We start from the raw sequence: 23,200 nt of genomic DNA, 5'->3' as shown, positions 1-23,200 counted from the left end.
TCCCACATCTATAAGAGGCTGCGCACGATGAGTCTGTCCCAGTTCAAAATCGCTCACAAACTGATCACCGGCGCCGGGGCTATCGAGCAACTGGCCGCCGAACTCACTCGCCTCGACATCGACAACCCGCTGATCGTCACCGACGCCGCGCTGGTCAAGTCCGGCACCGTGGAGCTGGCGCTGTGCCAATTGGGCGGGCGCGAGTACGAGATTTTTGATCGGGTGCTGCCGGACCCGGAAATCGCCATCGTCGAAGATTGCATGCGCGTGTACCGCGAGGGCGGGCATGACGGCTTGATCGGTCTCGGCGGCGGCAGTGCCATTGACATCGCCAAGAGTGTCGCGGCGTATGCCGGATACCACGGCGCGCTGGAAGATCTGTTCGGCGTCGATCAGGTGCCGCGTAAAGGCCCACCGTTGATCGCCATCCCGACCACCGCCGGCACCGGTTCGGAAGTGACCAACGTGGCGATCCTCTCTGACAAGGTCGCGCAACTGAAGAAAGGCATCGTCAGCGATTACCTGTTGCCGGACGTGGCGCTGGTCAGTCCGCAGATGACCCTGACCTGCCCGCGCAGCGTCACCGCCGCCAGTGGCGTCGATGCGCTGGTGCATGCCATCGAATCCTATCTGTCGGTCAACGCTTCACCGATCACCGACTCGCTGGCCATCGGCGCAATCAAGTTGATCGCTCGGTCGCTGCCCAAGGCCTACGCCAATGGCGCCAATCTGCAAGCCCGGGAAGACATGGCCACCGCCAGCCTGATGGCCGGCATGGCGTTCGGCAATGCCGGGGTCGGCGCGGTGCATGCGTTGGCCTATCCGTTGGGCGGGCGCTTCAACATCGCCCACGGTGTCAGTAATGCCTTGCTGCTGCCGTATGTCATGACCTGGAACAAGATGGCCTGCGTCGAGCGCATGCAGGATATCGCCGAAGCCATGGGGGTGAAGACCGCTCATCTGAGCGCCACCGAGGCGGCGGACAAAGCCGTGCAGGCGATGGCCGAACTGTGCGCGGCGGTGGAAATTCCTGCCGGGCTGCGCAGTTTTGGCGTCCCGGAAGAGGCGATCCCGGCCATGGCCGTGGAGGCCGCGGGAATCGAGCGTTTGATGCGCAACAACCCGCGCAAGCTCAGCGCTGCGGATATCGAGAAGATCTACCGAGCGGCGTACTGATCATCGCGGTCACGGTGCGCGCACGGAAACTTGAGGTATACAATGCGCGCCATCGTGATTTAGCTCAGAAAAGGTGCGTCATGCAGCCCTTCGTAATTGCTCCGTCGATTCTCTCCGCCGACTTCGCCCGCCTCGGCGAGGAAGTGGACAACGTTCTGGCCGCCGGTGCCGACTTCGTTCACTTCGATGTCATGGACAACCACTACGTGCCGAACCTGACTATCGGCCCGATGGTTTGCGCGGCATTGCGCAAGTACGGCATCACCGCGCCGATCGACGCGCACCTGATGGTCAGCCCGGTGGATCGCATCGTCGGCGACTTCATCGAGGCCGGCGCGACTTACATCACCTTCCACCCGGAAGCCACGCTGCACGTCGATCGTTCGCTGCAACTGATCCGTGAAGGTGGCTGCAAATCCGGCCTGGTGTTCAACCCGGCGACCCCGCTGGACGTGCTCAAGTACGTGATCGACAAGGTCGACATGGTCTTGCTGATGAGCGTCAACCCGGGCTTCGGCGGGCAGAAGTTCATCCCCGGTACCCTCGACAAGTTGCGCGAAGCGCGGGCGATCATCGATGCCTCGGGGCGGGACATCCGTCTGGAAATCGACGGCGGCGTCAACGTCAACAATATCCGTGAAATCGCCGCGGCCGGTGCTGACACCTTCGTCGCCGGCTCGGCGATCTTCAATGCGCCGAACTATCAGGAAGTCATCGACAAGATGCGTTCCGAACTGGCGCTGGCGCGCCCATGAGCGGTTTTGAGCAGCTGTTCCCGGGGCAACTGCCACGGTTGGTGATGTTCGATCTGGATGGCACGTTGATCGACTCGGTTCCCGACCTGGCGGCGGCGGTGGACACCATGCTGCTCTCCCTCGGCCGCAAGCCTGCCGGCATCGAAGCGGTGCGCGAGTGGGTCGGCAACGGCGCACCGGTGCTGGTGCGCCGGGCGCTGGCCGGAGGCATCGATCATTCGGCGGTGGATGACGTTGAAGCCGAGCACGCGCTGGAAGTGTTCATGGACGCCTACGGCGCCAGCCATGAGCTGACCGTGGTCTATCCCGGCGTGCGCGACACCCTCAAATGGCTGCACAAGCAGGGCGTGGCGATGGCGCTGATCACCAACAAGCCGGAGCGTTTTGTCGCGCCGCTGCTGGATCAGATGAAGATCGGCCGCTACTTCAAGTGGATCATCGGTGGCGACACCCTGCCGCAGAAAAAGCCTGATCCGGCCGCACTGTTCTTCGTGATGAAAATGGCCAATATCCCGGCCTCGCAATCGCTGTTCGTCGGCGATTCGCGCAGCGACGTGCTGGCGGCGAAAGCGGCGGGGGTCAAGTGCGTGGCGCTGAGCTACGGCTACAACCACGGTCGACCGATTGCCGAGGAATCCCCGGCACTGGTGATCGACGATCTGCGCAAGCTAATTCCCGGTTGCCTCGGTACAGCCGCTGAGATAACGTTGCCCGACGCTGCTCAATCCCATTCTGGAAACGCCATCGTGGTGGTCACCCGCAAACTCTGGATGAAAGTCATCAAGGCCCTGGCCCGCTGGCGTTGGCGCGCCTGACTGGTTCCTGGCCGGCTTGCCGGCGCGTTTGCATACCTGACTGTTAGCACCTCACACCACGAGGCACCTCATGATCCGCGAAGAATTCCTGCGTTTGGCCGCTGACGGCTACAACCGCATTCCGTTGGCCTGCGAAACCCTGGCCGACTTCGACACGCCGCTGTCGATCTACCTGAAACTGGCCGACCAGCCCAACTCCTACCTGCTCGAATCGGTGCAGGGCGGCGAGAAATGGGGCCGTTACTCGATCATCGGCCTGCCGTGCCGCACCGTGCTGCGGGTGCACGACCATCACGTGAGCATCACCGTCGATGGCGTCGAGACCGAAAGCCATGACGTCGAAGATCCGCTGGCCTTCGTCGAAACCTTCAAGGCCCGCTACAACGTACCGACCATCGCCGGTCTGCCGCGTTTCAACGGTGGCCTGGTCGGTTACTTCGGTTATGACTGTGTGCGTTATGTCGAGAAGCGTCTGGGCAAGTGCCCGAACCCGGACCCACTGGGCGTGCCGGACATTCTGCTGATGGTGTCTGATGCGGTGGTGGTGTTCGACAACCTCGCCGGCAAGATGCACGCGATTGTCCTCGCTGACCCGGCGCAAGCCGATGCTTACGAGCAGGGCCAGGCGCAATTGCAGGCGTTGCTGGAGAAACTGCGCCAGCCGATCACCCCGCGCCGTGGCCTGGATTTCAGCAAGCAACAAGCGGCTGATCCGCTGTTCCGCTCCAGTTTCACCCAGAGCGACTACGAAAAAGCCGTCGACACCATCAAGGAATACATCCTCGCCGGTGACTGCATGCAGGTCGTGCCGTCGCAGCGCATGTCGATTGACTTCAAGGCTGCGCCAATCGACCTCTATCGTGCCCTGCGTTGCTTCAACCCGACGCCGTACATGTACTTCTTCAACTTCGGCGACTTCCACGTCGTCGGCAGTTCGCCGGAAGTGCTGGTGCGGGTCGAAGACAACCTGATCACCGTGCGCCCGATTGCCGGTACTCGGCCGCGTGGCGCTACCGAAGAAGCGGATCTGGCGCTGGAAGAAGACCTGCTGTCGGACGACAAAGAGATCGCCGAGCACCTGATGCTGATCGACCTCGGTCGTAACGACACTGGACGCGTTTCGGAAATCGGCTCGGTGAAACTCACCGAGAAAATGGTTATCGAGCGTTATTCCAACGTGATGCACATCGTCTCCAACGTCACCGGCCAGTTGAAGGCCGGGCTGACCGCGATGGACGCGCTGCGGGCGATTCTGCCGGCGGGCACCTTGTCTGGCGCGCCGAAGATCCGTGCGATGGAAATCATCGACGAGCTGGAGCCGGTCAAGCGTGGCGTGTATGGCGGCGCGGTCGGTTACTTCGCCTGGAACGGCAACATGGACACCGCGATTGCGATTCGTACCGCGGTGATCAAGAACGGCGAACTGCACGTGCAGGCCGGTGGCGGCATCGTTGCCGACTCGGTGCCGGCGCTGGAATGGGAAGAAACCCTGAACAAACGCCGCGCGATGTTCCGCGCCGTGGCCCTGGCTGAGCAGACCCCGGACGCCTGATCCACGCAAAACCCCTGTAGGAGTGAGCCTGCTCGCGATTTCGGTCTGACATTCACCTTGATGTTGACTGTTCCACCGCCATCGCGAGCAGGCTAACGCCTACATTTGCTTGTGTTCAGCCATAAAAAAAACGCGGCGCCTGTGAGGGCACCGCGTTTTTTATGCCTGCGCTAAACCCTGTAGGAACTGGCGCAGCCTGCGATCTTTTGCCTTTCAGCCTCAGAAATCGAGACTGACCCCGACATTAACCCCCTGCTGGGTAAAGTCATCATCCTTGCGCACGTTGTAGCTGGCGCGCAACGCCAGGTCCTGCGTGAGCTTGTGGCTCACGCCCAGGTTCAGGCGATTGAGGTTGGTCTGCGGCTCGTAGCCTTCGAGGGTGAAACGGTTGCCCGGCAGGCTGTTGAGGTTGATGGTCAGATCCTGGCGGTCGTCGTTGTACTCACGTTCATGAGCGAACTCGCCGAACACTTCGGTCTGCGCGGTGATCTGGTACTTGCCCTGGATGCCCAGGCCCAGGCGCCGCGAGTTGCGCGACTGGTCATCGAAGGTCAGCGCTGTGGAATCCGCGCCTTTTTCCGAGTAACCGTCGACCTCGACCTTGCCAAAATCGGCGCTGACGAATGGCGACAGGTGCCACGGGCTGCTGGCCTGCTGTGCGATGTCGTAGCCGATTCGGCCGCTGATCGCCAGCACGTAGCCGTCAGTATCGCCCTTCTCCCCGCGCTCGTTGACCCCGAGCTGGAATTTGCGCTTGAGGCTGTCGTAGTCGAGTTTGCCGGCGGTCATCGCCAGATCGCCCCACCAGCGGTTTTGCTGATACTGGGCGAATGCGGTGCCCATGTAGGAGTTGAGTTTGTATTCCGAGTCGGCGTCGCCGGCTTCGAGTTTCTGTTGATAGAAACCTGCGGCCAGACCGACGCGCCAGGCTTCGTTGACGCGATAGCTGCCGCCGATGTTCAGGTTGTAGCCGTTGCCATCGGCACTGGCGGCGCTGTGCTGGCCGTCGAAGTCCTGATGTTGACCGCCGCCGGCAACGATGGCGCGCCATTGGCCCACGGCTTGCCATTTTTCCCAATCGGCCAGCCATTGATTGCGCAGTTCATCCTGATGCGCGCGCAACGAACCTTGGGCCATTTCCGGCAGCAAGGTCAGCTCCCAAGGGGCGGCCAGCAGCGAATAGGCGTAGTCGGCAATCAGGCGCTGGCCGGCTTCGGTCGGGTGCACCGAGTCGTTGTAGATCAGCTTGGTCGGATCCGGTGTGGCGCTGTTGATGCCGTATCGGGCGTTCTCGGTGCAACTGTTGCCGCTGAAGCAGGTGGCCGTCAGGTTCTGGTCGGTCGCGAGGCCGAACTGCGCCGGGTTGGCGAACGCTTCTTTGAGCAGCACCGGAATGTTCAGCGGAATGATTTCGGCGTTGATGCCTTGCAGCTGGCTGACCAGTTCGGTGTTGAACCGGGCACTGAGCTGCGAGGTAAAGCTCTGCAGTGGTGAGCCGTTGATGGCCGGGGTCAGGCCGATGTCCGGCAGCAGCCAGACCATGATGTATTTGGCGCCGGCGCCTTGCAGCGTACGGGCGCTGTCGGCCAGGCGATCGGCCGCCGAGCTGGCCTGATCGAGACTGAGTACGCGGCCCTGAAGGAAGTCATTGCCGCCCCCGGACAGGTAATACAGCGCATTCGGGTCGGCGCGGAAGCCGTTCGAAGGCAGGTAACCGCTTCGGGTGCGTTCGCCGGTGGCGGACTGCGTGGTAATCGAGTCGAGAATCTGGTCGGTCCGGTAACCACCCACCGCCCAGTTGTTGCCATCTGCAAGACCTTCACCGGCACGTACAGCCGAGGACGAGGAGGCGGTCTGATCGGGACTGAAACCGAGTTTGCCGCCGATGATCTGGGTGGCGTTGAGGTTGCGGTTTTCCCCGGTGCCGTCCTTGTACAGCGGGCCGGTGCGGTTGGTGTAGCGTTGCGTGGCACCGGCCGGACCGCCGGTATCCTTGAAAGTCCCGGCATCGTTCAGGCTGTCGCCGAAGACGATGAAGTTGGAATAAGGTGCGGGTGCTGCGTACGCCTGGGCGCAAGCCATGGCGAGCAGGCAACCGGCGAGCGGTACAAACAACGTCTGTTTGATCATGAGCAAGTCCGTTTATTTATTGTTGTAGGTGAACGAAACGACAGTACCAAAAACTTCCGGCCTTTTGCCATCGGTCGCGAAGCCCCCCTTAGTTTTGTCCCCCGTCAGCCCCGCCATATTGCACGCTCTGCCCAGCTAAGTTACTGTGCCGGAACGTATGAACGAGACCTTCCCCGTGTTGATCGTCAGCAAACTTCTGGATCAAGTCATCAAGGCACACGCCCGTTGGCGTTGGCGCGCCTGAATCTTTTCTGCCGGCCCGGCCGGATCTGTATCGCTTTGCCTTCCTTGCCCGTTTGAAATGCCGCTGTGCCGACGCCACCTGCGCGTCCGACATCGTGCAACGCCCTGCGGGCAAGTCATTCGAAGGCTGTCCTCAAATCAGAATTCAAGAGGTTCGAAACGCCATGTTGCTGATGATCGACAACTACGACTCCTTTACTTACAACGTTGTGCAGTACCTCGGCGAGCTGGGTGCCGAGGTCAAAGTCGTGCGCAACGACGAACTGACCGTCGCCGAAATCGAAGCGCTCAACCCTGAGCGCATCGTGGTTTCGCCAGGCCCGTGCACGCCGACTGAAGCCGGCATTTCCATCGAGGCCATCAAGCATTTCGCCGGCAAACTGCCGATCCTCGGCGTGTGTCTGGGCCATCAGTCCATCGGTCAGGCCTTCGGCGGCGATGTCGTGCGTGCCCGCCAGGTGATGCACGGTAAGACTAGTCCGGTATTCCATGAGGACAAGGGCGTTTTCGCCGGTCTGAATCATCCGCTGACGGTTACCCGCTACCACTCTTTGATCGTCAAGCACGATACTTTGCCCGAGTGCCTGGAGCTGACCGCGTGGACGCAGCACGATGACGGCTCGGTCGACGAAATCATGGGCCTGCGGCACAAAACCCTGAACATTGAGGGCGTACAGTTCCACCCTGAGTCGATCCTGACCGAGCAGGGCCATGAACTGTTTGCCAACTTCCTCAAACAAACCGGCGGCACGCGCTAAGGACTCCCATGAATATCAAGACAGCCCTGAGCCGTATCGTCGAACACCTCGACCTCAGCACCGAAGAAATGCGCGACGTGATGCGCGAAATCATGACCGGTCAATGCACCGAAGCGCAGATCGGCGCATTCATGATGGCCATGCGCATGAAGAGCGAGAGCATCGACGAAATCGTCGGCGCCGTTTCGGTAATGCGTGAACTGGCCGACCAGGTCGAACTCAAGACCCTCGACGGCGTGGTCGATGTGGTCGGTACCGGCGGTGACGGTGCGAACATTTTCAACGTGTCGACGGCGTCCGCGTTTGTCGTCGCGGCAGCCGGTTGCACCGTGGCCAAGCACGGCAACCGTGCGGTATCGGGCAAGAGCGGCAGCGCCGACTTGTTGGAAGCCGCCGGTATCTATCTCAACCTGACGCCGGTGCAGGTTGCCCGTTGTATCGACAACGTCGGCATCGGTTTCATGTTTGCCCAGACTCACCACAAAGCCATGAAGTACGCCGCCGGCCCGCGCCGCGATCTCGGCCTGCGCACGTTGTTCAACATGCTCGGCCCGCTTACGAATCCGGCCGGTGTCAAACATCAGGTGGTGGGCGTGTTTACGCCCGCGCTGTGCCGGCCGTTGGCAGAAGTCTTGCAGCGCTTGGGTAGCAAGCACGTGCTGGTGGTGCACTCGAAGGACGGTCTGGACGAGTTCAGTCTCGCCGCGCCGACCTTTGTCGCTGAGCTGAAGAACAACGAGATCACTGAGTATTGGGTCGAGCCGGAAGATCTGGGCATGAAGAGCCAGAGCCTGCACGGCCTCTCGGTCGAAGGCCCGGAAGCCTCGCTGGCGTTGATCCGCGATGCGCTGGGCAAGCGCAAGACCGAAAACGGCCAGAAGGCTGCCGAAATGATTGTGCTCAATGCCGGTGCGGCGCTGTATGCCGCTGACCTGGCGACCAGTCTCAAAGAAGGCGTGGCGCTTGCGCACGACGCTCTGCACACCGGTCTTGCTCGGGAAAAACTCGAGGAGTTGGGTGCCTTTACCGCGGTATTCAAAGTGGAGAATGAGGGATGAGTGTACCGACGGTTCTGGAAAACATTCTGGCGCGCAAAGTCCAGGAAGTCGCCGAGCGCAGCGCTCGCGTCAGCCTGAGCGAGCTGGAAAGTCTGGCCAAGGCGGCCGATGCACCCCGTGGTTTTGCCCAGGCACTGCTGGCGCAGGCCAAGAAGAAACAGCCGGCGGTAATCGCCGAAATCAAGAAGGCTTCGCCGAGCAAAGGTGTGATCCGCGAGAACTTCGTGCCTGCCGACATCGCCAAGAGCTACGAGAAGGGCGGGGCGACCTGTCTGTCCGTACTGACCGATATCGACTACTTCCAGGGCGCCGATGCCTACCTGCAACAGGCCCGCGCCGCTTGCAAATTGCCAGTGATCCGCAAGGACTTCATGATCGATCCATACCAGATCGTCGAAGCCCGCGCGCTGGGCGCCGACTGCGTGCTGTTGATCGTCTCCGCACTGGACGACGTGAAAATGGCTGAGCTGGCCTCGGTCGCCAAAGGCGTCGGTCTCGACGTGCTGGTGGAAGTGCACGACGGCGATGAGCTGGAACGCGCGCTGAAAACCCTCGACACGCCACTGGTCGGGGTCAACAACCGCAACCTGCACACCTTCGACGTGAGCCTGGAAACCACCCTCGACCTGCTGCCGCGCATCCCGCGCGATCGTCTGGTGATCACCGAGAGTGGCATTCTCAACCGTGCCGATGTCGAGTTGATGGAAATCAGCGACGTTTATGCGTTCCTGGTCGGCGAAGCGTTCATGCGCGCGGAAAGCCCAGGCACCGAACTGCAGCGCCTGTTCTTCCCGGAGCGTGGCGTTCCGGTCAGTGGTTCGACCCTCGACTGACCCAGTCAGACCGAGTAGACGCCATCGCGAGCGGGCTCACTCCTACATTTGGAATGCGTTCCCCCTGTAGGAGTGAGCCTGCTCGCGATGACGACATAAGATTCACCTCAGACTGAACGTCCTACGGAAACCTTATGATCCCTGTCTCCCTCCCCATCGAAACCGGCCTGCAAGCCGAACAGGACTTGCTCGCTTCGGTCTGCGCCGGCGATGCCGAATTTGGCCTCCTGTTCTGGCAACCCAGCGATCGTGCCCTGGTCATGCCGCGCCGGCTCAATCGTCTGCCCGGCTTCGAACATGCCTGCGAAGTCTCCGCCGCTGCCGGTTGGCCAGTCTTGTTGCGGGAAACCGGCGGTGAACCGGTCCCGCAATCCGCTTCAACCATCAACATCGCGTTGGTCTACGCCCCACCCCGCAGCGAGGGTGATCTGAACCGCATCGAAACCGGCTACCGGCGTCTGTGCGATCCGATTTGTGAGTTGCTGGATGAGTTGGGCGGTGTGTCGTCGTTGGGCGAAATCGACGGCGCGTTCTGCGACGGTCGTTTCAACGTCAATCTCGACGGCCGCAAGATGGTCGGCACCGCTCAGCGCTGGCGCCAGAGTCAGGGCGGTCAACGTCCGGTGGGGCTGGTGCACGGGGCGATGCTGATGGATAACGAGCGCGAGTCGATGGTTGCAGCGGTCAATCGCTTCAACGAGGCTTGCGGTCTGGAGCAGCGGGTGCGGGCCGAAAGCCACATCGCCCTGCATGAGAAATTCGTCGCGCCAACGGCATTGGCGCGTCTGGATGAGCTGTTTCGTCTGATGCTGGCGCAGGTCTACAGCGCCTGATTTTGCGCGCTTAGCGCGTGCCGAAGACCACCATGGTCTTGCCTTTCACATCGACCAGGTTGCGTTCTTCAAGATCCTTGAGCACGCGACCGACCATCTCCCGCGAACAACCGACAATTCGGCCGATTTCCTGACGGGTCACCTTGATCTGCATGCCGTCCGGGTGGGTCATCGCGTCAGGCTGTTTGCACAACTCCAGCAGGCAACGGGCAACACGACCGGTGACATCGAAAAACGCCAGATCGCCGACCTTGCGCGTGGTATTGCGCAGACGTTGTGCGATTTGTCCGCTGAGGACGTAAAGAATGTCTGGATCCTGCTGCGACAGTTCGCGGAACTTCACGTAGCTGATTTCGGCGATTTCACATTCAACCTTGGCCCGCACCCAGGCGCTGCGCTGCTGTTCCTGGCCCGCTTGTTCGAACAAACCCAGCTCGCCGAAGAAATCCCCGGCGTTGAGGTAGGCGATGATCATTTCCCGACCGTCGTCATCCTCGATCAGGATGGTGACCGAACCTTTGATGATGAAGTACAGCGTGTCCGAGCGATCGCCGGCGCAGATGATGTTGCTCTTGGCCGCATGGCGACGGCGCTGGCAATGCATCAACAGCTTGTCGAGGTTCTTGATTCTGGGTGTGGGGGTAATAGCAACCATGGTTGTATCCCGAAAAGACTGCACGGTGATGTTTGATTTTTTTATGAGGCGCTGAAGGCGGTCGCTACACAGGCTGACAATTGGCGCCAGCGAATTGGCGCCAGCTTACCAGACACTTCGTCGAAAATTCGAGAAATTACCTACGCAGCTGAGGCATCCGTCCTAGGAACGCCGGGCGCTGTCAGAGCAAAGGCCTGTGCTAAGCTGGCGACCCTTTTTTCTACAGTGGAGTCTTGGCGATGAAGGCACGCATCCAATGGGCTGGCGAAGCCATGTTCCTCGGCGAATCCGGTAGCGGTCATGTCGTGGTCATGGACGGTCCGCCGGACGCCGGTGGTCGTAATCTGGGTGTTCGCCCGATGGAAATGCTCCTGCTGGGCGTTGGCGGTTGCAGCAACTTCGACGTGGTCAGCATCCTGAAGAAGTCGCGTCAGGCGGTTGAAAGCTGCGAAGCGTTCCTCGAAGCCGAGCGCGCGACCGAAGATCCGAAGGTGTTCACCAAGATCCACATGCATTTCGTGGTCAAGGGCCGGGGCCTGAAAGAAGCCCAGGTCAAGCGCGCCATCGAACTGTCTGCCGAGAAGTATTGCTCGGCCTCGATCATGCTCGGCGCGGCCGGCGTGGCGATCACTCACGATTATGAAATCGTCGAACTCGGTTGAACCGACATTCAACTATCATAAAAGCAGTGCAGACTCTGGCGATCCCTCGCTGACGTCTGCATAATGCGCCACTTTTTTCAGGGCAGTGATCGGTCAGCCGACAGATCGTCCGCCTGAACAGATAACCAAAATCGCCATCGCGAAGAGGTGTTAACCGTCCTACGCAGGTGCGTTGTTCGCACTTGACGGGCATGCTTGATCACGCGGCTGCGCCGCATACATAGAGAGTTTTTAACGGTGAAAAGCAAACTCAAGCTCCACGGGTTCAACAACCTGACAAAGACCTTGAGCTTCAACATCTATGACATCTGCTACGCGGAAACCCCGCAAGACCAGCAGGCTTACGTCGAGTACATCAACCAAGAGTACAACGCCGAACGCCTGACGCAGATCCTCACGGAAGTTGTCGAAATCATTGGTGCCAACATTCTGAACATCGCGAGTCAGAACTATGAGCCTCAGGGTGCCAGCGTCACGATTCTGATCTCGGAAGAGCCGGTGACCCCGACTGACAGCCAGATCGAAGAGTCCCCGGGTCCATTGCCCGAAATCATCCTTGCCCACCTCGACAAGAGTCACATCACGGTACATACCTATCCGGAAATCCATCCGGACGCCGGTATTGCGACGTTCCGTGTGGACATCGACGTGTCGACCTGTGGTGTCATTTCACCGCTTAAAGCGCTCAACTTCCTCATTCACCAGTTCGACTCGGACATCGTGACTGTGGATTACCGTGTGCGCGGCTTCACCCGTGACGTTGAAGGCAACAAGCACTTCATCGACCACGAGATCAATTCGATCCAGAACTACCTTTCCGAAGACACTCGCGACGCGTACCAGATGACCGACGTGAACGTGTACCAGGAAAACCTGTTCCACACCAAAATGCTGCTGAAGAACTTCGAACTGGATAATTACCTGTTCGGCGACGCCACCAGCAATCTGTCCTCCGAGCAGCGTGCTCAGGTGACCGAGCGTGTGAAACACGAAATGCTGGAAATCTTCTACGCGCGCAACATGCCAGCGTAAGATTCCCGGGCACAAAAAAGGCGACTTCGGTCGCCTTTTTTAATGTCTGCCGCATGCCCCCTTAGGAGCGAACCTGCTCGCGAAGGGAGCTTCTGCAGCAATACAGATCTCAGATCCGATAAGTACTCTTGGTCATCACCTTCGCCAACAGACTCATCCCGAACTTCACCGGCGCCGGAAAACGGAAACCACCCGCATCGAGTGCGCTCTCGGCATGATGTTCTTCATCAACGCGCATCTGCTCCAGAATCGCCCGGGACTTCTCGTCCTCGGCCGGCAGTTGCTCAAGGTGCTCGTTCAGGTGCTTGCACACCTGATGCTCGGTGGCCGCAACGAAGCCGAGGCTGACCTTGTCACTGATCAGTCCGGCCACAGCGCCGATGCCGAACGACATTCCATAGAACAGCGGATTGAGCACGCTGGTATGGCTGCCCAGTTGATGAATGCGCTGCTCGCACCACACCAGGTGATCGATTTCCTCTTCGGCGGCGTGCTCCATGGCTGCACGCACCTGCGGCAACTTGGCGGTCAGCGCCTGGCCCTGATACAGCGCCTGGGCGCAGACTTCACCGGTGTGGTTGATGCGCATCAGGCCGGCGACGTGGCGGGTGTCTTCATCGCTCATCTGCACTTCCGGCTGCACGATGGCGGGTGACGGACGGTACGGCTGGCCGCTGAAGGGCAGCAGGGTACGCATCGCGGCGTCGGCTTGCAGCAGAAGACGGTCAATCGGCGAGTAGTGACGTTGGGTAGTCATGCTGACCTCCGGGAAAAATCTCGGCGTCCAGTTTAACCGAATCGGCCGGGGAAGGTTTGCGCTGGGTCATTTGCCGCTGTGTTGCGCTTGATTTGCTGTATGTAGGAGCTGCCGCAGGCTGCGATCTTTTGATCTTGTTTCAAAAGATCAAAGTCAAAAGATCGTTCGGTCGCGGCCCGAGCCTTCGACAGCTCCTACACAGTGATTCAGCCCGGCGGCCAGTTCATCTGGCGCTGACCGAGTACGTGCATATGAATGTGATAGACGGTCTGCCCACCTTTTTCATTGCAGTTCATCACCACCCGAAAGCCTTCCTCGCAGCCCAGCTCCAGTGCCAGACGCTGGGCAGTGAACAGGATGTGCCCGGCCAGTGCCTTGTCGTCTTCGGTCAGGTCGTTGAGGGTACGCACCGGTTTCTTCGGGATCACCAGGAAATGCACCGGTGCCTGAGGGGCGATGTCGTGGAACGCCAGAACCTGGTCGTCCTCGTAAATGATCTTGGCCGGGATCTCCCGGTTGATGATCTTGGTGAACAGAGTATCCACTGCTGTTTTCTCCGTTGTGGGGGCTGGCCTGAGTGTACTCATGGGAAATGACCCCGCCCAGTGTTTTGCCGTAGGACAGTTCAGCGCGGGCAGTAAGCCTTGTTGACCATGCCGACGATGGTGCGATTGAGCCAGCGCGAGCCGAGGCGTGGCAGGAAGGCCAGCCAGCGGTTGCGCCGTCCCGGAATGATGATGGCGCGGTTTTTCTCCAGCGCACGCACGGTGTACAGCGCGACTTCCTCGGGACTCATCAGCAGTTTGCTGTCCTTGAGTTTGTCGCTGTTGAGCTGCGCGGTGCGGAAAAATGCGGTGCGGGTCGGGCCGGGGCAAAGTACCGAGACTTTGACCGCGCTCTGTTTCAGTTCAACCCTCAGCGCTTCGGAGAAGTGCAGAACGTAAGCCTTGCTGGCGTAGTAAGTGCTCATCCACGGGCCGGGATTGAACGCCGCCACCGAGGCGACGTTGAGGATCTGCCCGCCGCCCTGCAGCGCCATGCTGTTGCCAATGGCGTGGCACAGGCGAGTGAGGGCGAGGATGTTGACTTCGATCAGATCCTGCTCAGTCATCCAGTCCTGGGCGAGGAACGGGCCGCAGGTGCCGATGCCGGCACAATTGACCAGCAGATCGATCTGCCGGTCGCCTTCTTCCAGTTCCAGCAGGAAGCCGGACAAGCGCAATGGCTCACCCAGGTCACAGGCACGGAACAAAACTTCCACGCCAAAGCGCTGGGTCAGTTCGATCGCGATACTTTCCAGCTGATCACGCTGGCGGGCCACCAGAATCAGGCTGCGGCCGCGCCGGGCCAAAGCTTCAGCCATGGCCAGGCCGATGCCACTGGAGGCGCCAGTGATCAGAGCGTAACGGGTCATGCAATTCTCCATCGCAACAGCTCCGCGCCAGCGACGCAGGTGTCATGGCGGGGAGCGTTGTTCATTCTTTCGCAGAGTCTACAGGGGCCGGGGCCGCTTCGGCTGCATCGTCCACGGAATTCGCCGGTTCAGTCTCGACCTCGACTTCATCGGTGGTGACCGAGCCGCTTTCGTAGCTGCTCTCAAGGTTGCTTTCGTATTCCTGCTGAATCGCCGAGATGCCGCCGAGCATGCCGCCGGCGAATACCAGGGCAAAGAACACGATCCACAACGAGCACAGCACTTTGACCGCGGTGCTGTTGGGCGGTGGCGGCGGGCCGTAGCGATTGGCCCCGGTGTTGCCCGGCACGACCATGATCACCAGCGGGAAGAAGCTGCCCACGAACGGCACCAGGTTCAGCAGCCAGAGCCAGCCGGACCAGCCGATATCGTGCAGGCGCTGCACGCTGAAAAGAATGCTGACAATGATGAAACCGAGGAACAGGAAGAACGCGAATATCCCGCCAATGATCAGGCCGGTGGTGGAGTCGCCACTGACAAGTCCGAGAGCGAGCAGGGCGAATATGCCCACGATCGGCAGAGTCACCAGGCTCAGCACCATCGTCCAGGCCAGAAACCGCAGGCGACCGATCCGGCCTTCGACGCTGAAGGGCTTGAGCTCAGCAAAGGCCGGCAGGTTCTCGCCAACGTTGGCGCGCGGTGGTGCGTAGGGCGAGACGGGTTCGGCAATCGCGGGTTGATGTTCGTGCACGTCCGCCAGATTCAGCTCGATTGGCGTTTCCGCCTCGATCCGCGCGTCGATCCCGGTCTTGCTCAGTGCTTGCAAGTAAGTCTGCGCATCGCTGTGGGTCAGGTCGCGCTTGAGTGCGACGGTGTTGCCGTTGAACAGACGTTCAATAGCAGCAACATCGCTTTTGAACAGGGCCGCCAGGTTGAGCCTGGCGGTGGTGAGATCGACACCGGGCTGTAGAGCACCGTCGAAAACGATCTTGTAACGAGGTTCGCTCATGGCCGAGGCATCCTTGTCGCGAATGAATTGAAGGTCAGCAAGTGTAAGGCCAGTCGGTCGATGACTGGCCTGATTTTTCTCAGCGCGGCCAGCGTTTCGGCAACTGCGCCGCGCGTTCCAGCGCCTGACGATATTCCGCGTCGAGCCGGGCGATCAGCTGATCCACGCTCGGCAGGTCGTCAATCTGGCCTACGCCCTGGCCGGCCGACCACACGGTCTTCCAGGCCTTGGCCTCGTCGTTGATCGGTTTGAGCTTGTCACCGAAATTGACTTCGCCCCTGCCCTGCAGTGCAGCCATATCGAAACCCGCCGCCTCCAGGCTTTGACGCATGAAGCTGGCCGGTACGCCGGAGACTGCAGGAGTATGAATGATGTCCGCCGCCTTGGCCGTCAGCAGCATGTCCTTATAGGCGTCAGGCGCATGACTTTCGGTGGTGCCGATAAATCGCGTACCGAAGTAGGCCAGATCCGCGCCGAGCAGTTGTGCGGCCAGGATCTCATGGCCGTGGTTAAGACATCCGGCAAGCAGCAGGGTTTTATCGAAGAACTCGCGGATCTCGGCGATCAGCGCAAAGGGGCTCCAGGTGCCGGCATGCCCTCCGGCGCCTGCCGCAACGGCGATCAAACCGTCGACTCCGGCTTCGGCGGCTTTCTCGGCATGCCGGCGAGTGGTCACGTCGTGGAACACCAGGCCGCCATAGCTGTGCACGGCATCGACCAGTTCCTTCACCGCACCGAGGCTGGTGATGACAATCGGCACCTTGTGCTCGACGCAGATATTCAGATCCGCCTGCAAGCGCGGATTGCTGTTATGCACGATCAGGTTCACTGCATACGGTGCCGGGTTGTCCAGTGTCGCCAGTCCCGCTTCAATCTCCTCCAGCCAAGCCTTGAAGCCGCTGCTTTCGCGCTGGTTCAGCGCCGGGAAACTGCCAACCACGCCGTTACGGCAGCAGGCGAGCACCAGCTCTGGATTGGAGATCAGGAACATCGGCGCCGCCACTATCGGCAAGCGCAGACGTTGTTCGAGCAAAGCGGGTAGCGACATTGGAAATCCCCCGAGGTGTGATGCCTGTCATGAAATTAGAACGGCTTGACCACGACCAGAATTACGATAGCCAGCAATATCAGAACCGGCACTTCATTGAACCAGCGATAAAAGACATGGCTGCGGGTGTTCTCGCCACGGGCGAAGCGTTTTACCTGCGCACCGCACATGTGGTGGTAGCCGATCAGCAAGACCACCAGGGTCAGCTTGGCGTGAATCCAGCCACCCATGCTGAAGATGCCCGGATTGAGGTAGATCAGCCAGCCGCCGAAAATCAGCGTTGCGATCATCGCGGGGCCCATGATGCCGCGATACAGTTTGCGCTCCATGATGCTGAAGCGTTCTTTGCTGATCGTATCCTCACTTTGCGCGTGATAAACGAACAGCCGCGGCAAGTAGAACAGCCCGGCAAACCAGCAGACGATGCTGACGATATGAAACGCTTTGATCCATAGATAGAGCATTTTTAGATATTCCCAGGTTCACGGTAGCCGGGATAGTAGAGGCTTCAGCGTCCGCACGTCACCTTGATGGTTGTCGCAGGGGCGCGCGGCCCCTATTATCGACGGCTTTCCAGTGGGTTCGTTGAGGGCAGGTTTATGGTCAAGGTCGGTATCGTCGGCGGCACGGGTTACACCGGTGTCGAACTGCTGCGTCTGTTGGCACAGCATCCGCAGGCAGAAGTGGTGGTGATCACTTCCCGATCCGAGGCCGGTCTGGCCGTGGCTGACATGTACCCGAACCTGCGCGGTCACTACGACGGTCTGGCGTTCAGCGTGCCGGACGTCAAAACCCTGGGTGCTTGCGACGTTGTGTTTTTCGCCACGCCGCATGGCGTTGCCCATGCGTTGGCCGGTGAACTGCTGGCTGCGGGCACCAAGGTCATCGACCTGTCCGCGGACTTCCGTCTGCAGGACGCTGAAGAGTGGGCCAAATGGTACGGCCAGCCACACGGTGCACCGGACTTGCTGGACGAAGCGGTCTACGGTCTGCCGGAAGTCAATCGCGAGCAGATCAAGAAGGCACGTCTCATCGCCGTGCCGGGCTGCTATCCAACCGCCACACAACTGGGTTTCCTGCCGCTGCTTGAAGCGGGGCTGGCTGACACTTCGCGTCTGATCGCCGATTGCAAATCCGGCGTCAGCGGTGCCGGTCGTGGCGCAGCGGTAGGCTCGCTGTACTCTGAGACTTCAGAAAGCATGAAGGCTTACGCGGTGAAAGGTCACCGTCATCTGCCGGAAATTCGCCAGGGTCTGCGTCGCGCAGCGGGCAAGGATGTCGGTCTGACCTTCGTTCCACACTTGACGCCGATGATTCGTGGCATTCATTCCACGCTCTACGCGACCGTGGTTGATCGTTCGGTGGATCTGCAGGCACTGTTCGAAAAACGTTATGCCAATGAGCCGTTCGTCGATGTGATGCCGGCCGGCAGCCACCCGGAAACTCGCAGCGTGCGTGGCGCCAACGTCTGCCGCATCGCTGTGCATCGTCCGCAGGATGGTGATCTGGTGGTGGTTCTGTCGGTGATCGACAACCTGGTCAAAGGCGCGTCGGGTCAGGCGGTGCAGAACATGAACATCCTGTTCGGACTGGATGAGCGCTTCGGTCTGTCCCACGCCGGTATGCTGCCGTAACACTTTCGGCAACACAGCAAAAAGGCCCGTCAAACGGGCCTTTTTGCATTCTGGGCAGTTGGTCGGGTTTATTGATATACCGTAACAATAGTTGACCGATTTTCTAGGACAAGCGGATAATGCGCGTCATCACGCATTATGGCGGCGTAACGCCGGGAGATAGTCAGCATGAGCGTCGAATCCTTCACCCCCACGGCTTTGCAATTCACTCAAGGTGCTGCGCACAAAGTGAAGAGCCTGGTCGATGAAGAGGGGAATGATCGCTTGAAGCTGCGCGTATTCGTTACGGGCGGCGGTTGTTCGGGCTTTCAGTACGGCTTCACCTTCGATGAAGATGTGGCCGAGGACGACACCATCGTCGAGCGCGAAGGCGTGAGTCTGGTGGTCGATCCGATGAGTTTCCAGTACCTGGCGGGTGCCGAAGTGGACTATCAGGAAGGACTGGAAGGTTCGCGCTTCGTGATCAAGAACCCGAACGCCACCACGACCTGTGGTTGCGGTTCTTCGTTCTCGATCTGATCGCACCTCGCTGTACACAACAAAACGCCGCAGAGCCTTACGGTTCTGCGGCGTTTTTTGTTGCCGGCGTTTTATTCAGTTGGGATAGATGGCGCCGAGTACCCGCAGGCCTTTGGCGCCGGTGACGCTCGGGCGATTGGCGGCAATGCCTTCGAGGCAGCAATGGGCCAGCCAGGCGAAGGCCATTGCCTCGACCCAGTCCGGATCGACGCCGTGAGTGGCGGTGCTGGCGACGGTAGCGTTAGGCAGCAGGTCGGCAAGACGTTTCATCAGCGTAGCGTTGTGAGCGCCGCCGCCGCAGACCAGCATTTCCTGGGTATCGGATTGAGCGCTTTGCAGCGACTCGACGATGGTCAGCGCCGTCAGTTCAAGCAGCGTTGCCTGAACGTTTTCAGCAGCGAAGCTCGGCAAACTTGAGAGGTGGTGCTCCAGCCACGGCAGGTTGAACACTTCCCGGCCAGTGCTCTTAGGGCCTTTGGTCAGGAAGAATGGGTCGCCGAGCAGAGCTTTCAGCAAGACTGGCTCGACCGTGCCGGTGGCCGCCCACTGGCCGTTGCGATCGTAGTTCTCTCCACGTTGCTGATGAATCCAGGCATCCATCAGCACATTCCCAGGGCCGCAGTCGAAACCGGCTACAGGCTGGGTCGGCTCTATCAGACTCAGATTGCTGAAACCGCCGACATTCAAGACTGCACGGTTACCGCTACGCTCTTCGAACAAAGCCTCGTGGAAGGCAGGCACCAGTGGGGCGCCTTGGCCGCCAGCAGCCACATCGCGGCTGCGGAAGTCGCTGACCACGGTGATGCCGGTCAACTCTGTCAGGAGCGCAGGATTGCCGATCTGCACGGTGAAGCCGCGAGCGGGCTCATGGCGAATGGTCTGGCCATGACTGCCGATTGCACGAATGGCCTCAGGCTTCAGCTGCTGTTGATCGAGGAGGGTATGGATGCCCTTTGCGGCGAGTTTCACCCAGTGCTGCTGAGCGACCGCCGAGCGGGCGATTTCGTCGGGGCCGCTGGCGCACAAGCCAAGCAGCTCGGCGCGCAGGGATTCAGGCATGGGGATGTAATGCGTGGCGATCAGTTTGATCGCCGAGGTCTGCTCGATCAGGGCGATGTCCAGCCCATCGAGACTGGTGCCGGACATCACGCCGATATAAAGAGCCATGGCTTAGCGCTTGCTCGAAGCCAGCATGGTGGCCTTCTCTTGATCCATGCGCGCCATCAGCGGCTGGCTCTGCGCAAGGAAGCGTGCGCGCTCGGACTTGGCGATCGGATCCGCCATTGGCAGCTTCTGGCCCAGTGGGTCGACGTGAACGCCGTTGACCTGGAACTCATAGTGCAAGTGCGGTCCAGTGGACAGGCCGGTGGTACCAATGTAACCGATCACTTGGCCTTGCTTGACGCTGCCGCCGGTTTTCACGCCTTTGGCGAAGCCTTGCATGTGGCCGTACAGCGTGCGGTAGGTGTTGCCGTGCTGGATGATCACCGTGTTGCCGTAGCCACCGCGGCGACCGGCCAGCAGCACTTTGCCGTCGCCGGCAGCCTTGATCGGCGTACCGCGTGGCGCTGCGTAATCGACACCTTTGTGGGCGCGGATCTTGTTGAGGATCGGATGTTTGCGGCCCATGGAGAACTTGGAGCTGATGCGGGCGAAGTCCACCGGCGTACGGATGAACGCTTTGCGCATGCTGTTGCCATCAGCAGTGTAGTAGCTGCTGTTGCCTTGTTTGTTGGTGTAACGCACGGCAGTGTAGGTTTTGCCGCGGTTGGTGAAGCGCGCAGACAGAATCGGTCCGGTGCCAACGGCCTTGCCGTTGACCACTTTCTGCTCGTAGATCACGTCGAACTCGTCACCTTGCCGGATGTCCTGAGCGAAGTCGACGTCGTAGCCGAAGACGCTGGCCATATCCATCGTCAGGCTGTGGGACAGGCCTGCGCGGGCAGCGGATTGTGACAGGGAGCTATTGATCACGCCGTGCACGTAAGCCGTGCGAACGGTCGGCTTGGCTGTTACGCGGTTGAATGCGTAGCCCTTGTCATTCTTGGTCAGGGTAATGGTTTCGACGTCGCTGACCTTGCTGTGCAGGCTGGTCAGTTGGCCTTCCGGGTTCAGTTCGAACTCGAGCTTCTGGCCGTGCTTGAGCTGGCTGAACTGTCTGGCTTGTTTGTCGCTGGCCAGCACTTCGTGCACAGCAGCGGCTGGCAGACCGACTTTCTCGAACAGTGTAGAGAGCGTATCGCCTTTGGAAACGACGACTTCGCGGTGCCCCGGGGCTTTTGGTTTCTCGGCAACAGGAGCGGGCGTCGGTGCGGCTTCAGCGGTTTTCTGGGTGTCTTCGGTGCTGTTTTCGATCTGGGCGAAAGGTGAGGCTACTGGCTCATTTGTGGCTTGAGCCGCATCAGCAGCGTCTTGATCTTGTGTCAGTTGTTCAGCAGGACTTTCCAGTTCAAGGCTCAGGGTTGTCTTTTTGGCTTCAACATCACTGGAAGGAAATACCAGGAGCGCCAGGCTGAGAAGGGCGGCGATTCCACTTGCGGCGAGCAGGTGGGTCTTCGGGTAAAGCGGTGGCGCTTTAGACGGTTCAGTGGTCATAAGTAATTTTGACTTTGAAAAAAGATGAATTGGAAAAGATGAATGACATGATGAAGATGAAATAACTGTATAAAATATAACCAAATCATCCCCGAAGCAAGTCTACAGACACCCTGTCTGCAGATTGGTGTCCGTGCGCCGGGCAAAACTTGTAATTGGTGCACGATCTTGTATGGTTGGTTCCCTTTGAATCTGAGCCTTGCGGGTCTGTTATGAAGTCGGTTGAAGAGCAGCTAGCGCTGATTAAACGTGGTGCGGAAGAACTATTGGTCGAGTCCGAGCTGATCGAGAAGCTCAAGCGCGGCCAGCCGCTGCGTATCAAGGCTGGTTTCGACCCAACCGCCCCGGATCTGCACTTGGGTCACACCGTGCTTATTAATAAGCTGCGCCAGTTCCAGGAATTGGGGCATCAGGTGATCTTCCTTATTGGTGACTTCACCGGAATGATCGGTGATCCAAGCGGCAAGAGTGCGACTCGTCCTCCTTTGACTCGCGAGCAGGTTCTGGAAAACGCCGAGACGTACAAGACTCAAGTGTTCAAGATTCTTGATCCGGCGAAGACCGAAGTTGCGTTCAACTCCACCTGGATGGATCAGATGGGGCCTGCGGACTTCATTCGTCTGACTTCGCAGTACACCGTTGCACGCATGCTTGAGCGCGATGACTTCGACAAGCGTTACACCACCAATCAGCCGATCGCTATTCATGAGTTCCTCTATCCGCTGGTTCAGGGCTATGACTCGGTTGCTCTGCGCGCGGATGTCGAGTTGGGTGGTACCGATCAGAAGTTCAACTTGCTGATGGGGCGTGAGCTGCAGCGTGGTTATGGTCAGGAGGCTCAATGCATTCTGACCATGCCGTTGCTCGAAGGTCTGGATGGCGTGAAGAAGATGTCCAAGTCGTTGGGCAACTACGTCGGTATTCAGGAGGCGCCAGGTGTGATGTACGGCAAGCTGGTCTCTATCCCGGATGCGTTGATGTGGCGTTACTTTGAGCTGCTCAGCTTCCGTTCGATGGATGAGATCAATGCCTTTCGTGCAGATGTGGAGGCGGGGGCTAACCCGCGCGACATCAAGATAAAGTTGGCGGAAGAGATCGTCGCGCGCTTCCATGGTGACGAGGCTGCGGCCAATGCTCATCGCGCTGCGGGTAATCGTATGAAAGATGGCGAGTTGCCGGATGATCTGCCAGAGATTGAGCTGGCCTCTACTGAGGATATGCCGATTGCGGCTGTCCTTAATAAGGCAGGCCTGGTGAAGAACTCGGCAGCGGCGCGTGATCTGTTGGCTTCTGGCGGTGTGCGTGTTGATGGTGAGGTGGTTGATCGCTCCTTTATATATGTACTGGGCGCGACCCATGTTTGCCAGGCGGGCAAGAAGGCGTTTGCGCGTATCACGCTGAAAGCTGAATAAATTTTGAAATAAGGGTTGACGGCGAATTTTAGAAGTCTATAATTCGCCCCACTTCCGGCGCAGTCGAAACGGAAAACTCCTTGAGATTCAATGAGTTATACGGTTTTCGATAGCGGCCTGCTTCAGTTCATCGAAGTCTGGAAGGAGTTGAAAGAGCGGTGATGTTTGGCTCTTTTGACGGTTCGATCGTCTCGGTCGAAAGCGGAGAAAAAGAGGTGTTGACAGCAGCGTGTAACGCTGTAGAATTCGCCTCCCGCTAACGAGAGATCGGAAGCGCAAGTGGTTGAAGTTGTTGAAGAAATCTTCGAAA

The 23,200-nt window shown here is 59.5% G+C and carries 23 protein-coding genes; 13 read left to right on the top strand and 10 right to left on the bottom strand.

Annotation, left to right across the window (positions count from 1 at the left end):
• The first annotated feature begins 27 nt into the window (after window positions 1-27).
• The 4 genes from BW33_RS00115 (at window position 28) to trpE (ending at window position 4,298) form a co-directional block, all read left to right on the top strand.
• On the top strand, window positions 28-1,176 hold the full coding sequence (locus tag BW33_RS00115; RefSeq protein ID WP_047596417.1) for an iron-containing alcohol dehydrogenase: 1,149 nt from the start codon (window positions 28-30) through the stop codon (window positions 1,174-1,176).
• An 80-nt stretch (window positions 1,177-1,256) separates the two neighbouring features.
• Window positions 1,257-1,931, top strand: a complete 675-nt coding sequence (gene rpe / locus BW33_RS00110) for a ribulose-phosphate 3-epimerase (RefSeq protein ID WP_003228808.1) — start codon at window positions 1,257-1,259, stop codon at window positions 1,929-1,931.
• Window positions 1,928-2,746 carry a phosphoglycolate phosphatase gene (locus BW33_RS00105; protein ID WP_047596416.1) on the top strand — a complete coding sequence of 273 codons (819 nt, stop codon included), beginning with the start codon at window positions 1,928-1,930 and terminating at the stop codon, window positions 2,744-2,746. The genes rpe and BW33_RS00105 overlap by 4 nt, the downstream gene beginning before the upstream one ends.
• A gap of 70 nt (window positions 2,747-2,816) precedes the next feature.
• Window positions 2,817-4,298 (top strand): anthranilate synthase component I, encoded by a 1,482-nt coding sequence (gene trpE / locus BW33_RS00100; protein ID WP_047596415.1) that lies wholly within the window; start codon window positions 2,817-2,819, stop codon window positions 4,296-4,298.
• Window positions 4,299-4,517: 219 nt separating this feature from the next.
• Here trpE and estP read toward each other — a convergent pair whose 3' ends face one another.
• Window positions 4,518-6,428 carry an esterase EstP gene (estP, locus tag BW33_RS00095; RefSeq protein ID WP_047596413.1) on the bottom strand — a complete coding sequence of 637 codons (1,911 nt, stop codon included), beginning with the start codon at window positions 6,426-6,428 and terminating at the stop codon, window positions 4,518-4,520.
• 407 nt (window positions 6,429-6,835) lie between these two features.
• Between estP and BW33_RS00090 the strand changes: the two genes are divergently transcribed.
• The 4 genes from BW33_RS00090 (at window position 6,836) to BW33_RS00075 (ending at window position 10,153) form a co-directional block, all read left to right on the top strand.
• Window positions 6,836-7,429: an aminodeoxychorismate/anthranilate synthase component II gene (locus BW33_RS00090; protein ID WP_047596412.1), complete on the top strand. Its 594-nt coding sequence runs from the start codon at window positions 6,836-6,838 to the stop codon at window positions 7,427-7,429.
• Window positions 7,430-7,437: 8 nt separating this feature from the next.
• On the top strand, window positions 7,438-8,487 hold the full coding sequence (gene trpD / locus BW33_RS00085) for an anthranilate phosphoribosyltransferase (RefSeq protein WP_003228800.1): 1,050 nt from the start codon (window positions 7,438-7,440) through the stop codon (window positions 8,485-8,487).
• Window positions 8,484-9,320, top strand: a complete 837-nt coding sequence (gene trpC, locus BW33_RS00080) for an indole-3-glycerol phosphate synthase TrpC (protein WP_047596411.1) — start codon at window positions 8,484-8,486, stop codon at window positions 9,318-9,320. Before trpD ends, trpC begins: the two co-directional genes overlap by 4 nt.
• A 134-nt stretch (window positions 9,321-9,454) precedes the next feature.
• Window positions 9,455-10,153, top strand: coding sequence for a lipoate--protein ligase family protein (locus BW33_RS00075; protein WP_047596409.1), 699 nt, complete (start codon window positions 9,455-9,457; stop codon window positions 10,151-10,153).
• Between the two features lie 10 nt (window positions 10,154-10,163).
• Here the strand turns inward: BW33_RS00075 and crp are convergent, their stop codons facing one another.
• On the bottom strand, window positions 10,164-10,808 hold the full coding sequence (crp, locus tag BW33_RS00070) for a cAMP-activated global transcriptional regulator CRP (RefSeq protein WP_047596407.1): 645 nt from the start codon (window positions 10,806-10,808) through the stop codon (window positions 10,164-10,166).
• A gap of 239 nt (window positions 10,809-11,047) precedes the next feature.
• On the opposite strand from crp, the gene BW33_RS00065 reads away from it, so the two are divergent.
• On the top strand, window positions 11,048-11,470 hold the full coding sequence (locus BW33_RS00065) for an OsmC family protein (protein WP_003228794.1): 423 nt from the start codon (window positions 11,048-11,050) through the stop codon (window positions 11,468-11,470).
• Window positions 11,471-11,707: 237 nt separating this feature from the next.
• Window positions 11,708-12,502 (top strand): adenosylmethionine decarboxylase, encoded by a 795-nt coding sequence (gene speD, locus BW33_RS00060; protein ID WP_027610737.1) that lies wholly within the window; start codon window positions 11,708-11,710, stop codon window positions 12,500-12,502.
• Between the two features lie 109 nt (window positions 12,503-12,611).
• Here the strand turns inward: speD and coq7 are convergent, their stop codons facing one another.
• The 6 genes from coq7 to hemJ all read right to left on the bottom strand — a co-directional run bounded on the left by coq7 (window position 12,612) and on the right by hemJ (window position 17,194).
• Entirely contained in the window at window positions 12,612-13,259 is a 648-nt protein-coding gene (gene coq7, locus BW33_RS00055) for a 2-polyprenyl-3-methyl-6-methoxy-1,4-benzoquinone monooxygenase (RefSeq protein WP_047596405.1), read from the bottom strand.
• A gap of 206 nt (window positions 13,260-13,465) precedes the next feature.
• Window positions 13,466-13,804, bottom strand: coding sequence for a histidine triad nucleotide-binding protein (locus BW33_RS00050; protein WP_003228789.1), 339 nt, complete (start codon window positions 13,802-13,804; stop codon window positions 13,466-13,468).
• A gap of 80 nt (window positions 13,805-13,884) precedes the next feature.
• Window positions 13,885-14,673: an SDR family NAD(P)-dependent oxidoreductase gene (locus BW33_RS00045; protein ID WP_027610739.1), complete on the bottom strand. Its 789-nt coding sequence runs from the start codon at window positions 14,671-14,673 to the stop codon at window positions 13,885-13,887.
• Window positions 14,674-14,734: 61 nt separating this feature from the next.
• Window positions 14,735-15,682, bottom strand: a complete 948-nt coding sequence (locus tag BW33_RS00040) for a DUF805 domain-containing protein (RefSeq protein ID WP_047596403.1) — start codon at window positions 15,680-15,682, stop codon at window positions 14,735-14,737.
• A gap of 79 nt (window positions 15,683-15,761) precedes the next feature.
• On the bottom strand, window positions 15,762-16,730 hold the full coding sequence (locus tag BW33_RS00035) for an NAD(P)H-dependent flavin oxidoreductase (protein ID WP_047596401.1): 969 nt from the start codon (window positions 16,728-16,730) through the stop codon (window positions 15,762-15,764).
• A 35-nt stretch (window positions 16,731-16,765) separates the two neighbouring features.
• A complete protein-coding gene (gene hemJ / locus BW33_RS00030) occupies window positions 16,766-17,194 on the bottom strand; it encodes a protoporphyrinogen oxidase HemJ (RefSeq protein ID WP_047596400.1) in 429 nt (142 codons plus the stop codon).
• Window positions 17,195-17,329: 135 nt separating this feature from the next.
• On the opposite strand from hemJ, the gene argC reads away from it, so the two are divergent.
• Window positions 17,330-18,364, top strand: a complete 1,035-nt coding sequence (gene argC, locus BW33_RS00025) for an N-acetyl-gamma-glutamyl-phosphate reductase (protein ID WP_047596399.1) — start codon at window positions 17,330-17,332, stop codon at window positions 18,362-18,364.
• A 168-nt stretch (window positions 18,365-18,532) separates the two neighbouring features.
• A complete protein-coding gene (gene erpA / locus BW33_RS00020) occupies window positions 18,533-18,883 on the top strand; it encodes an iron-sulfur cluster insertion protein ErpA (protein WP_003228776.1) in 351 nt (116 codons plus the stop codon).
• Between the two features lie 75 nt (window positions 18,884-18,958).
• Here the strand turns inward: erpA and BW33_RS00015 are convergent, their stop codons facing one another.
• A complete protein-coding gene (locus BW33_RS00015; protein WP_047596397.1) occupies window positions 18,959-20,050 on the bottom strand; it encodes an anhydro-N-acetylmuramic acid kinase in 1,092 nt (363 codons plus the stop codon).
• A gap of 3 nt (window positions 20,051-20,053) precedes the next feature.
• The gene (locus BW33_RS00010) at window positions 20,054-21,478 is read right to left on the bottom strand and encodes a peptidoglycan DD-metalloendopeptidase family protein (protein WP_047596396.1); all 1,425 of its coding nucleotides are present in this window, start codon (window positions 21,476-21,478) and stop codon (window positions 20,054-20,056) included.
• 212 nt (window positions 21,479-21,690) lie between these two features.
• Here BW33_RS00010 and tyrS point away from each other — a divergent pair, with 212 nt between their 5' ends.
• Complete coding sequence (gene tyrS, locus BW33_RS00005) at window positions 21,691-22,890, top strand: tyrosine--tRNA ligase (protein ID WP_047596395.1); 1,200 nt, start codon at window positions 21,691-21,693, stop codon at window positions 22,888-22,890.
• Window positions 22,891-23,200 lie beyond the last annotated feature (310 nt).

The sequence above is a fragment of the Pseudomonas sp. RIT288 genome, from assembly GCF_000631985.1.
Lineage (GTDB): Bacteria > Pseudomonadota > Gammaproteobacteria > Pseudomonadales > Pseudomonadaceae > Aquipseudomonas.
Note: the sequence above shows the minus strand (reverse complement) of the source record. Positions and strands in the feature narration are given on the sequence as shown.

Bases quoted from the DNA above. Each gene is read 5' to 3' on its own strand.
- BW33_RS00115 (WP_047596417.1), top strand. From the start codon at position 28: ATGAGTCTGTCCCAGTTCAAAATCGCTCACAAACTGATCACCGGCGCC.
- rpe (WP_003228808.1), top strand. From the start codon at position 1,257: ATGCAGCCCTTCGTAATTGCTCCGTCGATTCTCTCCGCCGACTTCGCC.
- BW33_RS00105 (WP_047596416.1), top strand. From the start codon at position 1,928: ATGAGCGGTTTTGAGCAGCTGTTCCCGGGGCAACTGCCACGGTTGGTG.
- trpE (WP_047596415.1), top strand. From the start codon at position 2,817: ATGATCCGCGAAGAATTCCTGCGTTTGGCCGCTGACGGCTACAACCGC.
- estP (WP_047596413.1), bottom strand. From the start codon at position 6,428: ATGATCAAACAGACGTTGTTTGTACCGCTCGCCGGTTGCCTGCTCGCC.
- BW33_RS00090 (WP_047596412.1), top strand. From the start codon at position 6,836: ATGTTGCTGATGATCGACAACTACGACTCCTTTACTTACAACGTTGTG.
- trpD (WP_003228800.1), top strand. From the start codon at position 7,438: ATGAATATCAAGACAGCCCTGAGCCGTATCGTCGAACACCTCGACCTC.
- trpC (WP_047596411.1), top strand. From the start codon at position 8,484: ATGAGTGTACCGACGGTTCTGGAAAACATTCTGGCGCGCAAAGTCCAG.
- BW33_RS00075 (WP_047596409.1), top strand. From the start codon at position 9,455: ATGATCCCTGTCTCCCTCCCCATCGAAACCGGCCTGCAAGCCGAACAG.
- crp (WP_047596407.1), bottom strand. From the start codon at position 10,808: ATGGTTGCTATTACCCCCACACCCAGAATCAAGAACCTCGACAAGCTG.
- BW33_RS00065 (WP_003228794.1), top strand. From the start codon at position 11,048: ATGAAGGCACGCATCCAATGGGCTGGCGAAGCCATGTTCCTCGGCGAA.
- coq7 (WP_047596405.1), bottom strand. From the start codon at position 13,259: ATGACTACCCAACGTCACTACTCGCCGATTGACCGTCTTCTGCTGCAA.
- BW33_RS00045 (WP_027610739.1), bottom strand. From the start codon at position 14,673: ATGACCCGTTACGCTCTGATCACTGGCGCCTCCAGTGGCATCGGCCTG.
- BW33_RS00040 (WP_047596403.1), bottom strand. From the start codon at position 15,682: ATGAGCGAACCTCGTTACAAGATCGTTTTCGACGGTGCTCTACAGCCC.
- BW33_RS00035 (WP_047596401.1), bottom strand. From the start codon at position 16,730: ATGTCGCTACCCGCTTTGCTCGAACAACGTCTGCGCTTGCCGATAGTG.
- hemJ (WP_047596400.1), bottom strand. From the start codon at position 17,194: ATGCTCTATCTATGGATCAAAGCGTTTCATATCGTCAGCATCGTCTGC.
- argC (WP_047596399.1), top strand. From the start codon at position 17,330: ATGGTCAAGGTCGGTATCGTCGGCGGCACGGGTTACACCGGTGTCGAA.
- erpA (WP_003228776.1), top strand. From the start codon at position 18,533: ATGAGCGTCGAATCCTTCACCCCCACGGCTTTGCAATTCACTCAAGGT.
- BW33_RS00015 (WP_047596397.1), bottom strand. From the start codon at position 20,050: ATGGCTCTTTATATCGGCGTGATGTCCGGCACCAGTCTCGATGGGCTG.
- BW33_RS00010 (WP_047596396.1), bottom strand. From the start codon at position 21,478: ATGACCACTGAACCGTCTAAAGCGCCACCGCTTTACCCGAAGACCCAC.
- tyrS (WP_047596395.1), top strand. From the start codon at position 21,691: ATGAAGTCGGTTGAAGAGCAGCTAGCGCTGATTAAACGTGGTGCGGAA.